Here is a 12,425-nt window from a genome sequence, read left to right on the forward strand (position 1 = left end):
GGAGAATAATGATAATCTATGTACAGGCCGTAACGAACAGGAGGCAAGGCTTCTATGGAAACAATTCAGGTCGTATTTATGACCGTGCTCGTTTTTTTCGTCATTGTGACAATCCATGAATGGGGCCATTACTTTTTCGCCAAGAGAGCCGGCATTCTCGTCAGAGAATTTGCAATCGGCTTCGGACCCAAGCTTTTCTCCGTCAAGCGCGGAGAAACCAGATATACGCTAAGGCTGATTCCGGCGGGCGGCTTTGTCCGCATGGCTGGTGAAGATCCCGAAATAGTAGAGGTTCAGCCAGGTCAGACGGTAGCTGTTCGGATTAAGGATGATAAGGTGACGCGCATCTTTCTCGATCGCCTGGATGAGCGCAACGATACCGTTCGCGGCGAGGTTGAGCACGTCGATCTGGAGCGCAGCCTGTCCATCAGGCTAAACGTAGAGGGCGAGTCCGAAACGTATGTCGTGCACACGCAAGCGCTTGTGATCGCGAGAGGCAAAGATACTCAGATTGCTCCTATCGACCGTCATTTCGGCAGCAAACCTCTGCGCCATCGCGCGATGGCAATCTTTGCCGGTCCGATGATGAATTTTATCCTGGCTTTCGTTCTTTTCGGGGCATACGTCCAGATGGTCGGCGTTCCGGCAGAGAATCCGACCTACATGTCCATTACGAGAGTGGAAGAAAGCATGCCCGCTGCGGAAGCAGGTCTTAAGAAAGGCGATATCGTCAACTCCATAAACGGTATAGCGATAGGCACCGATCTCGACAAGCTGATTGATATTATCGCCAAGTCGCCGAACGTGGAAGTCAAGATTGATATTGTCAGGGATGGAGCGCCGCTAAGCATAAATGTGACCCCGAAACCGAATGAAGCCGGCGAAGGCAAGGTAGGAATCAGCGCCGCGCCTCCAAATCGCTCGGCATCCTTCGGGGAGACCATTACGAGATCCGCCACGCTCATGAAGGATATGACCGTTTATATTTTTGAAAGCTTCAAAATGCTGATTACCGGCCAGTTCAAACTCGACGATCTAGGCGGTCCGGTTAGAACGGCGGAAGTAACGAGTCAAATTGCCAAACAGGGGATCGTGCAGTTGACCTCATGGACGGCATTGCTCAGCTTGTACTTAGGCATCTTTAACCTGCTTCCCGTACCTGCACTGGACGGCAGCAGACTGCTGTTCCTTGGGCTGGAGGCGGTCAGAAGGCGGCCGCTCGATCCCAATAAAGAAAGTATGGTTCATTTCATCGGATTCGCGATGTTGATGTTATTGATGCTGGTTGTGACCTATAACGATATTTTACGATTAGTACGAGGGGAGTAGTCAGTCGCTCATGTCCAAGGATAAAGGATTCGTAACGGAAATTACGCCGCAAAGCGAAGATTTCTCAAAATGGTATATCGATGTCATCAAAAAAGCGGAATTAATGGATTATTCTCCTGTGCGCGGATGTATCGTATTCCGTCCGGAAGGATATGAGCTGTGGGAGAACATGCAGCGCGAACTGGACTCGAAGTTCAAGGAGACGGGACATCGCAACGCATATTTCCCGCTCTTTATTCCGGAGAGCTTCTTCCAGAAGGAGAAGGAGCACGTTGAAGGCTTCAATCCCGAGCTTCCTTGGGTAACCGAGGCGGCGGGCGAGAAGCTGGAAGAGCGTCTGGCGATTCGTCCAACCTCAGAGACGATGATCGGCCATATGTATGCGAAGTGGATACAGTCCTATCGCGACCTGCCTGTATTGATCAACCAATGGGCGAACGTCGTACGCTGGGAAAAGCGCACGCTGCCTTTCCTGCGGACCAGCGAATTCCTGTGGCAAGAGGGTCATACGGCGCACGAGAACGAAGAGGAAGCGCGCCAGGAAACGATGCAAATGCTGGAGGTATACACTAATTTCGTCGAGAATTTCTTGGCGATTCCGGTTATTAAAGGCGAGAAAACACCTTCCGAGCGGTTCGCCGGCGCGGTGGATACGTATTCCATCGAGGCGATGATGAAGGACGGGCGCGCGGTGCAGGCAGGAACGTCCCATTACCTGGGCACAAAGTTTGCCGTAGCGTTCGATATCAAATATTTGGACCGCGAGAATACGTTGCAGTTCTGCCATACGACTTCGTGGGGCGTCAGCACGCGCCTAATCGGCGCGCTGATCATGGTGCATGGCGACGATCGCGGCTTGGCGCTTCCGCCGAAGGTAGCTCCGACGCAAGTGATCATGATTCCGATTGGTCCTGCGAAGACTCGCGACCAAGTGGTCGGAAGAGTGGACGAGCTGTATGCCGAGCTTAAGAAAGCCGGAGTGCGCGTCCGCGTCGACGATCGCAGCGACGTAAGCCCGGGCTGGAAGTTCAACGAATACGAAATGCGCGGCGTTCCGCTTCGTTTGGAGCTTGGACCTCGCGATATGGAGAACGGCGTTGTCGTCCTTGTTTCGCGTATTACAGGGGAGAAGCGCATTGTGCAGCAAGCCGATCTTCTTGTTGAAGTTCAGCGTATGCTGGACGAGACGCAGGTCGAAATGTTTGAGCGCGCCAAGTCGTTCCGCGAAAGCAACTCCCGCAGCGTGGACACGTTGGACGAGATGAAGGCATTCCTGGAGGAGCAGCGCGGGTTCGTGGAAGCGGGCTGGTGCGGTTCCGAGGCATGCGAGAAACAAGTGAAGGAAGAGACGGGAGCTACGAGCCGCAATATACCGTTTAACCCCGCATCTCAGAAATCAACCTGTTTGGTATGCGGCGACGCTTCCAAACACACTGTCGTATTTGCGCGCGCATATTAATATCGGCGTAGATCCAGAAGTTCGAATCGACAGGAGTGAACGATCATGACCAACGACAAGCGACAGCGCTTCGAGCTGCTTATGCAGCAAGCGGAGCTGCCGCAGGAGCTTATTCATACTTATTTCCAGGATGGCCATATCGAGCAAGTAATTGTAAGCAAGTCCAACCGTGAATGGACGTTTTGCATCCGCAAAACGTCCATAGTGCCTTTACAGGCCTATACTGGCTTCTGTGAAGCGGTTCGCCGAAAATTCCATCACATTGCCGACGTTTCGTTTTTGATCCAATATGAACCTGTCATCGATACGGAAAATATCGTTATGCAATATTGGCCGCTCTTTATGGAATGGGCTCAGCGAGAGATCGCTTCCGTTAACGGCTGGTTGCAGAAAGCGGCGCTTGCCGCTCAAGGCGATGCTATTACGCTGACGCTCATGGATTCCACAGGGCTTGAGCTTGCAAAGAAAAAAAAGGTCGACGAAGCGGTCGTCTCATTCTATCGGACTTACTTTGACCGCGAATGCAAGGTGAAGCTGGCCGTAGGGGAAGCAAACCAGGAGATTTACGACCAATTTATGATGAAGATCGAGCAGGAGGAGCGGGAAGCCGTTCAGCAACTGATGGCGGAATCCTACGTGGAGAGCGAAGCCGACGACGGCGAAGAAGCCGTGCGGTTGGCTGTCGGCTACGACATTCGCGATGAAGCCGTGCCTCTCATGAACATTCAGGACGAGGAAAAGAAAATAACGGTGCAAGGCGCCGTATTCGGGCTTGATATGAAGGAGCTGCGAAACGGCAGCACGCTCTTTACCTTCAACGTGACCGACTTCTCGGATTCCATTGCGATGAAGATGTTCGCCAAGACAAAAGATGATGTCAAAATTTTGTCTCAGCTCGCAAATGGAAAGTGGGTGAAGGCGCGCGGGCGGATCGAATACGACCGTTTTATGCAGGAGCCGGAGCTCGTTATGATGCCAAACGATCTGCATGAGGTTCTCGCACCGCCAGATCGGAAGGATCATGCCGAGGAGAAACGCGTCGAATTCCATCTGCATACGACGATGAGCACGATGGATGCGGTGACATCGATTGGCGACTATGTGAAGACGGCGGCAAAGTGGGGACATAAGGCGATTGCCGTGACGGATCACAGCAACGTGCAATGTTATCCCGATGCCGTCAAAGCCGCCAAGAAACATGACATCAAAGTGCTGTTCGGAGTGGAAGCGAACGTCGTCAACGATGCGGTCCCCATGGTTCTGAATTCCCGGCCGGAGCCTCTTGCTACGGCAACCTACATCGTATTCGACATCGAGACGACGGGTTTGTCCGTCGTAAACAACAAGATCATCGAGCTCGCGGGCGTTCGGATGCGGGAAGGCAAAGAAGTGGATCGGTTCTCGACCTTTATCAACCCGCATGAGAAAATTCCGTATCATATTCAGCAGCTCACGAACATTAACGACGAGATGGTGCAGGATGCGCCTGAGCTTGAACCGAAGCTGCGCGAGTTTATCGAATTTATAGGCGATGATGTTCTGGTTGCGCATAACGCCCGCTTTGATATCGGCTTTATCCAGGCGAACTGCAAATCACTGGGATTGCCCGAAGTAAACAACCCGGTGTTGGACACGCTGGAATTGGCGAGATTTCTACACCCGACGATGAAGAATCACAGGCTTAATACGCTGTCGGACAAGTATAAGATCAGTCTTGACAATCATCACCGTGCCATCGACGACTCCGTCGCGCTTGGCGGCGTATTGTTCGGTTTGATAGGCGACGCTGCGGAGCGCAACGTCAGGGATTTGCATCAATTAAATGATTATGTCGGTCTGGACTTATCCAATCAACGTCCTTTTCATTGCAATATTTATGCTCTAAATGCCGTGGGCAAAAAAAATCTGTTCAGGCTGATTTCGATTTCCCACACGGAATATTTTAAACGCGTTGCTACCATTCCGAAGAGCAAGCTGGTGGAGCTTAGAGAAGGATTGCTTGTCATCTCCGGCTGCGAGAAAAGCGAATTTTTCGAAACGGTGCTAAACAAGTCGCATGAAGAAGCGCAGGATATCGCGGAGTTCTATGATGTACTGGAGATTCAGCCTATCGACTTCTACATGCATCTCGTCGAAAAAGGACTTGTTGGCAGCCAGGCCGAAATCGAAGGCGCGATGCGGCGCATCTGTCAGATCGGCGACGCGCTGGGCAAACCTGTCATCGCGACAGGAAACGTACATTATTTGAACCCGCGGGACAAGATGTATCGGGACATCACGATTGGCGGCATTACCGGATTCAGTCCGCTTAAGGGTATGCGCAAGCCTGACGCCCACTTTCGCACAACCGAAGAGATGCTGGAGGAATTCGCTTTCCTGGGCGAAGCGCGCGCTCGCGAAGTTGTCGTGACGAACACCTCGGCGCTCGCAGATCGCTTTGAGGCATACGACATGTTTCCGAGGGAACTATTTACTCCCAACATCGAGGGAGCAGACGAGGAAATTCGGAACACCTGCTATGATACGGCGAAGTCCATGTATGGGGAAGATCTGCCGCAGGTCGTTATCGACCGGCTGGAGAAGGAGCTTGTCCCGATTATCAAATACAAGTTTTCCGCCAACTATCTCATCTCGGAGAAGCTGGTTAAGAAGTCGAACCGGGACGGGTACTTGGTCGGCTCCAGGGGTTCCGTAGGCTCATCGGTCGTTGCGACGTTCCTTGGCATCTCCGAGGTTAACCCGCTTCCCGCCCATTATCTGTGCCTGAACAAGGAATGCAAAACAAGCGAATGGTTCCTCGACGGCAGCGTGCCGAGCGGCTTCGACCTTCCTTCCAAAGCTTGTCCGAATTGCGGGCAGCCGATGAAGGGCGAAGGACAGGACATACCGTTTGAAACGTTCCTCGGCTTCAAGGGCGACAAAGTTCCCGATATCGACTTGAACTTCTCGGGCGAATATCAGCCGATAGCCCACAATTTCACAAAAGAGATGTTCGGCGAGAAATGCGTATACCGTGCGGGTACGATCGGCACGGTCGCGGAGAAAACGGCATACGGCTTCGCCAAAAAATACGAAGAAGAGCATCACAAGAAGTGGCGCGGGGCAGAGCTTGCAAGACTTGCGAGCGGCTGTACGGGCGTTAAACGAAGCACGGGCCAGCATCCGGGCGGCATCGTGGTCGTGCCGGATTATATCGAGGTCGAGGACGTCACCCCGGTCCAGTATCCGGCCGACGACGTAAACGCCGAGTGGAAGACGACCCACTTCGACTATCACGCCTTTGACGAGAACTTGCTCAAACTCGATATTCTGGGTCACGACGATCCGACGATGATGCGCATGCTCCAGGACTTGACCGGCGTCGATCCGACGTCAATCCCCATGAACGATCCAAAAGTCATGAGCATGTTCAACTCGACGGCAGCGCTCGGCGTTTCGCCGGAACAGATCCGCTCCTCCGTCGCCACTTATGGCGTGCCGGAGATGGGGACGAAATTCGTCCGCCAGATGCTTCAGGAAACGCAGCCGTCGTCGTTTGCCGACTTGCTGCAAATTTCCGGATTGTCGCATGGCACTGGCGTCTGGCTCGGCAACGCGCAGGAGCTTATCAAGAACGGGACCTGCAACATCAAAACGGTAATCGGCTGTCGTGACGATATCATGTTGTATCTTATCTATAAGACAGGGATGGACGCGGGTCTCGCCTTTAAAATTACGGAGAGCGTCCGAAAGGGCAGAGGTCTGACGCCGGAATGGATAGACGAGATGAAACGTTGCAAAGTGCCGGCTTGGTACATTGATTCCTGCTTGCGCATCGAATACATGTTCCCGAAGGCGCATGCGGCAGCATACGTTATATCCGCCGTGCGCACCGCCTTCTTCAAGCTGTATTATCCTATCCATTATTACGCGACCTACTTTACCGTTCGTGCGGACGATTTCGATTTGGAGCTGTTGTGCCAAGGTTACGAGGCTATCCTGCGCAAGTTGATCGAGATCGAAGCCAAAGGATTCAACGCAACTCCAAAGGAGAAAAACATGGTGTCGCAGCTGGAGATGTCGCTGGAGATGACGGCTCGCGGCTTCTCGTTTAAGCCGATCGATCTGTATCGCTCCGATGCCATCAAATTCCAGGTGGATGGCGACTCGCTGATTCCGCCGTTTGCCGCAATTGCGGGAATTGGCGACAATGCGGCGCGCAATATTGCTGCCGCAAGGAATGAAGGGGAGTTTCTGTCGATCGAGGACTTCCAGATGAAGTCCAAAGCGACGAAAACCATTATTGAAGTGCTAAACGGCATGGGCTGCTTCCGCGGACTGCCGGAATCCAATCAATTGTCTTTATTCTGACGCGAAGCCGTTGTGCAGCGCTAGAAATCATTCCTTGTCACTTATTTGGGATTATGTTATAATTTTTGTGGCAATGATGAGGATAGATCTTTGATGCAGAAGAGTGGGGAAACCCACTCTTTACGTTTTGTAATCGGACATTCTCGTTGCCCCGATCAGCGGAATTTACTTTTCCGCGCACGCAACCATTACAGGAGGTTTACTCAATTTGAGCACATCCACTATCAAATCCTCGATTGAGGCTATGGTGACGCCTTACCTCAACGAACAAGGTTTTGAGCTGGTCGATATCGAATACATCAAGGAAGGCAGCAACTGGTTCCTCAGAATCTTCGTCGACAAGGACGGGGGCATCGACATCGATGAATGCGGACGGATCAGCGAATTCGTCAGCGAGCAGTTGGATAAAAACGATCCCATCTCAGGCGCTTATTTCCTGGAGGTATCGTCCCCCGGGGCGGAGCGTCCGCTCAAGAAGCCCGAGGACGTGGTTAAGGCGATAGGCAAACATGTGTTCATGACTACATATGAGCCTGTTGACGGCTCCAAGGAATTTGAGGGCTTGCTCGTATCGTTCGATGGCGTGCAGGCCGTCGTTCGCATAGGCAAAAAACAGCATACGTTGCCGTACGCCAAAGTCGCCAGCGCCAGATTGGCTATTGTATTTTAAAGGTTACACCTATTATCGTTTTTATTTTCGAAAGGAGGATCAACGTTCCAATGAGCATGGATTTTATTGAGGCGTTGCAAGAGATCGAGAGAGACAAAGGGATCGCCAAGGATGTGCTGCTCGAAGCCATTGAAGCCGCGCTCATATCCAGCTACAAACGTAATTTCAACACTGCTCAGAACGTGAGAGTGGACATTAACCGCCATTCCGGCGTGATTAAGGTATATGCTCGCAAAACGGTCGTCGATGAGGTGTTGGATCCGCGACTGGAGATTACGGTGGAAGCATCTCGCGAAATTAATCCGCATTATCAACTGGATGATGTCGCCGAGATCGAGGTTACGCCGCGAGACTTCGGCCGAATTGCGGCACAGACAGCCAAGCAGGTCGTTACCCAACGGATACGCGAAGCCGAGCGAGGCCTTATCTACAATGCCTTTATCGACAAGGAAGAAGATATCGTGAACGGCATCGTGCAGCGTCAGGACGTTCGCAATCTGTTCGTCGATCTGGGCAAGGTAGAAGCGGTAATGCCGCTGACGGAGCTTATGCCAACGGATAAGTTCAAGCATGGCGACCGGGTGAAGTCTTTTATTACGAAGGTCGAAAATACGACCAAAGGTCCCCAAATCATTTTGTCCCGTACGCATCCGGGTCTGCTTAAGCGTTTGTTCGAGCTGGAGGTGCCGGAAATTTACGACGGCGTCGTAGAAATTCGTTCCGTCGCGCGCGAAGCGGGCTTCCGCTCGAAGATTGCGGTTCATTCGCGCAATGACGAAGTGGATCCTGTCGGCTCTTGCGTCGGACAGAAGGGGATGCGCGTGCAGACGATCGTGGGCGAGCTTAAAGGCGAGAAGATCGATATCGTTCGTTGGTCAGAGAATGTCGAGGAGTATGTCGCGAACGCGCTTAGCCCTTCCAAGGTGCTGGAGGTTATCGTATTCGAGCAAGAAAAGATGGCCCGCGTTATCGTGCCCGATTATCAGCTGTCGCTGGCAATCGGCATCAAAGGTCAAAACGCCCGTCTCGCAGCCAAGCTGACTGGCTGGAAGATCGACATTAAGAGCGAGACGCAGGCCGAGCAGGAATACGGCCGTCCGAAGTCCGCGATGGGCACCATGCATCAGGATTCTGTCTCGATCGATTAGCAAAGGCGGGCTAGTGCCGTAGATGTAGATAAAGGAGGGTGTGCGGTGAGACCGAGAAAAGTGCCGCTTCGCAAATGCGTCGCCTGTCAAGAAATGATGCCCAAGAAGGAGCTTATCCGGATTGTTCGGACACCGTCCGGCGAAGTCGCGATCGACCTGACCGGCAAGAAGGCGGGACGCGGAGCGTATCTGTGCGGCAAGGTAAGCTGCTTTAAGCTGGCTAAGAAGACCAAAGCGTTGGACAGGGCGCTTAAGCAGTCCGTCGGCGATGATATTTATGATGCGCTCGAAAAGGAATTTGTTGCGGTAGAGGAACAGTTTATAGCCGCAAAGGAGCTGGAGTCCGATGACGAGGAAGCCTGACAAAGCGTTGTCGGCGCTTGGCATGGCCATGCGTGCGGGCAAGCTTATAACAGGTGATGAAATCGTGCTCAAGGCTGTCAGATCGGGCAAGGCCTGTCTGGTCATTCTTGCCGGTGACGCATCTCCGAATACGAAAAAAAAATTTAAAGACAAGTGCGGCACCTACGGAATACAACTCGCCGAGGCATACGACAGGGAACAGCTTGGCATGGCGATAGGAAAAGCGGAACGCGTCGTTCTTGCCGTGACCGATGTGAACTTCGGAAAAATGATCGAAAATCATCTGAGCCAAAATACGGAGGTGGATCCTATTGAGCAACAAACAGGACAATAAAGATAAGCTTCGCGTATATGAATATGCGAAGTCGCTAAATATGAGCAGCAAGGAAATTATTACGATTCTTAAAAGGCTGAACTTGCCGGTCAACAACCATATGAGCGTAATGGAGAACGAAATGGTTCATAAAGTGGAAGGTTTCTTCCGCGACATTAAAGCGAATGCGGCGGCGAAGCGCGCTCAGGAAAGCGGCGGAGCAGCCGTATCTGCGCAGGCTCGTCCGCAGACCGCGCAGCAGCAAGGCAATCGCGGCAACACAACTCAAGAGAGACAGGGGACAACGAACTCTATTAATACGAAAACACAACCATCCGAACAGCAGCAAACAAGGGATCAGCAGCGTGAGCAAAAACCACAGCAAGGCAATCGTCCAACCGGTCAAGGCCAAGGTCAAGGCGGAAACCGTCCATCCGGCGGTCAGGGACAAGGCCAAGGCGGAGGACGCTCCTATAACGGCGGTCAGGGACAAGGCCAAGGCGGCAATCGCCCATCCGGCGGTCAAGGACAAGGCCAGGGCGGCAATCGCCCATCCGGCGGCCAAGGTCAAGGCAGCTTCCAACGTCAGGGAGGCCAAGGCGGTCAGGGAGGCCAAGGCGGCAATCGTCCTTCCGGCGGTCAAGGCGGAAACCGTCCAGGCTTCGGTCAAGGCGGTTCCGGCGGGCAGGGCGGCAATCGCTCCGGTTACGGTCAAGGCGGCCAAGGGGGCCAGGGCAATCGCACAGGCGGTCAAGGCGGCGGCCAAGGCGCTCAGGGCGGCGCTCGCACGGGCACTGCGCCTCAAGGACAGGCTCGCAGCTTCGATTCCCGTCCGGCACCGGCACGTACAGGCGGCGGAAGCGACGATCGCAGAGGCGGCGGCGATCGCTTCGGCAAGGGCGGCAACAGCGGCAACGGCAGTTCCAGACGTTTCGAAGATGGACGCGGCGGCGGCTTCAACAAAGGGAACAATCGCGGCGGCAAAGGCCGTGGCAAAGGACATCAGAATCAGCCTCCTCGCGAGAAGATCGACAACACGCCTAAGAAGATTATCGTCCGCGGCACGCTGACGGTCGGCGATCTTGCCAAGCTGCTGCATAAGGATGCTTCCGAAGTTATCAAGAAGCTTCTATTCCTGGGCGTTATGGCTACCATCAATCAAGAGATCGATATGGATGCGATCATGCTGATCGCAGGCGAATACGGTGTTGAGGTTGAAGTGAAAATTCCGGTGGAGGAAGACACCTTCGAGACCGTGGAAGAGACGGACGAAGAAGAGGATCTGCTCGTTCGCCCGCCAGTCGTTACGATTATGGGCCACGTCGACCATGGTAAAACGACGCTTCTCGACGCCATCCGCAAGTCGAACGTTTCAGGCGGCGAAGCAGGCGGCATTACGCAGCACATCGGCGCATACCAAGTCGAGATTAATAACAAGAAGATTACGTTCCTGGATACGCCAGGTCACGAAGCGTTTACGCTAATGCGTGCACGCGGCGCGCAAGTAACGGATATTACGATTATCGTAGTAGCAGCCGACGACGGCATTATGCCTCAGACGGTAGAAGCGATCAGCCATGCCAAAGCGGCAGGCGTTCCAATTATCGTAGCGGTTAATAAGATCGATAAGCCGGAAGCTAACCCGGACAAAATCAAACAAGAAATGACAGAATATGAGCTCGTGCCGGAAGAGTGGGGCGGAGATACGATCTTTGTGGAAGTATCCGCGAAGCAGCGCATCAACCTGGAGGGTCTGCTCGAGATGATTCTGCTTGTAGCGGAAGTCAATGAGTTCAAGGCGAACCCGAACAAGCGCGCCCGCGCAACGGTTATCGAGGCAGAGCTGGACAAAGGCAAAGGTCCTGTAGCCCGTATTCTCGTACAGCACGGAACGCTCCGTATCGGCGACGCATTTGTAGCGGGCAACTGTTTCGGTCGTGTTAGAGCCATGGTAAATGACAAAGGCCGCCGTCTCAAGGAAGCTGGCCCGTCGACGCCTATCGAGATTACAGGTTTGACGGAAGTGCCGCTTGCCGGCGATCCGTTTATGGTATTCGAAGACGAGCGCAAAGCACGCGCGATCGCAGATCGCCGCGCCATCAAACATCGCCAATCCGAGATGGGCGCCAATACGCGCGTTACCTTGGACGATCTGTTCAGCCACATTAAAGATGGAGAGATCAAAGATCTTAACGTCATTATTAAAGCAGACGTACAAGGCTCGCTCGAAGCGCTTAAAGGCTCGCTAGCCAAGATCGACATCGAAGGCGTTCGCGTCAAGGTCATCCACAGCGGCGTAGGCGCGATTACGGAATCCGATGTCATTCTCGCGGCCGCGTCGAACACGATCGTTATCGGCTTCAACGTTCGTCCGGATCCTCAGGCGGAAGCAACGATTGCCCAAGAGAAGGTCGACGTGCGCATGCACCGCGTCATCTACAACGTCATCGACGAGATCGAGCAAGCGATGAAAGGCATGTTGGATCCGATCTACAAGGAAGTCATCATCGGACATGCCGAAGTTCGGAACGTGTTCAAGGTGACGAAAGTCGGCGCGATTGCCGGTTGCATGATTATTGACGGCAAAGTAACCCGTTCGGCCGAGGCGCGCATCGTTCGCAGCGGCATCGTCGTGTACACGGGCAAGATCGATTCGCTTAAGCGGTTCAAGGACGACGCCAAGGAAGTCGCTCAAGGCTACGAGTGCGGTATAACACTGGAACGCTTTAGCGATATTAAAGAAGGCGACGTAATCGAAGCCTTCATCATGGAGTCGGTTGAGAGGTGATTAAG

At 53.3% G+C, this 12,425-nt stretch carries 8 protein-coding genes; all 8 read left to right on the plus strand.

The window, feature by feature from the left end:
* Nucleotides 1–54: 54 nt before the first annotated feature.
* The 8 genes from rseP (at nucleotide 55) to infB (ending at nucleotide 12,420) form a co-directional block, all read left to right on the plus strand.
* Nucleotides 55–1,329: an RIP metalloprotease RseP gene (gene rseP, locus KJW29_RS07730; RefSeq protein WP_087570931.1), complete on the plus strand. Its 1,275-nt coding sequence runs from the start codon at nucleotides 55–57 to the stop codon at nucleotides 1,327–1,329.
* Nucleotides 1,330–1,339: 10 nt separating this feature from the next.
* Entirely contained in the window at nucleotides 1,340–2,788 is a 1,449-nt protein-coding gene (gene proS / locus KJW29_RS07735; RefSeq protein WP_087570930.1) for a proline--tRNA ligase, read from the plus strand.
* A gap of 45 nt (nucleotides 2,789–2,833) precedes the next feature.
* On the plus strand, nucleotides 2,834–7,138 hold the full coding sequence (locus KJW29_RS07740) for a PolC-type DNA polymerase III (protein ID WP_214629325.1): 4,305 nt from the start codon (nucleotides 2,834–2,836) through the stop codon (nucleotides 7,136–7,138).
* Between the two features lie 208 nt (nucleotides 7,139–7,346).
* Nucleotides 7,347–7,808 carry a ribosome maturation factor RimP gene (gene rimP / locus KJW29_RS07745; protein ID WP_214629326.1) on the plus strand — a complete coding sequence of 154 codons (462 nt, stop codon included), beginning with the start codon at nucleotides 7,347–7,349 and terminating at the stop codon, nucleotides 7,806–7,808.
* A 50-nt stretch (nucleotides 7,809–7,858) separates the two neighbouring features.
* Nucleotides 7,859–8,956: a transcription termination factor NusA gene (gene nusA, locus KJW29_RS07750; protein ID WP_087570927.1), complete on the plus strand. Its 1,098-nt coding sequence runs from the start codon at nucleotides 7,859–7,861 to the stop codon at nucleotides 8,954–8,956.
* Between the two features lie 45 nt (nucleotides 8,957–9,001).
* Entirely contained in the window at nucleotides 9,002–9,319 is a 318-nt protein-coding gene (rnpM, locus tag KJW29_RS07755) for an RNase P modulator RnpM (RefSeq protein WP_087570926.1), read from the plus strand.
* Nucleotides 9,303–9,653, plus strand: coding sequence for a L7Ae/L30e/S12e/Gadd45 family ribosomal protein (locus KJW29_RS07760; protein ID WP_087570925.1), 351 nt, complete (start codon nucleotides 9,303–9,305; stop codon nucleotides 9,651–9,653). Before rnpM ends, KJW29_RS07760 begins: the two co-directional genes overlap by 17 nt.
* Before the next feature lie 40 nt (nucleotides 9,654–9,693).
* The gene (gene infB / locus KJW29_RS07765) at nucleotides 9,694–12,420 is read left to right on the plus strand and encodes a translation initiation factor IF-2 (RefSeq protein WP_425517553.1); all 2,727 of its coding nucleotides are present in this window, start codon (nucleotides 9,694–9,696) and stop codon (nucleotides 12,418–12,420) included.
* Nucleotides 12,421–12,425 lie beyond the last annotated feature (5 nt).

The organism is Paenibacillus agaridevorans, assembly GCF_018604145.1.
Lineage (GTDB): Bacteria > Bacillota > Bacilli > Paenibacillales > Paenibacillaceae > Pristimantibacillus > Pristimantibacillus agaridevorans.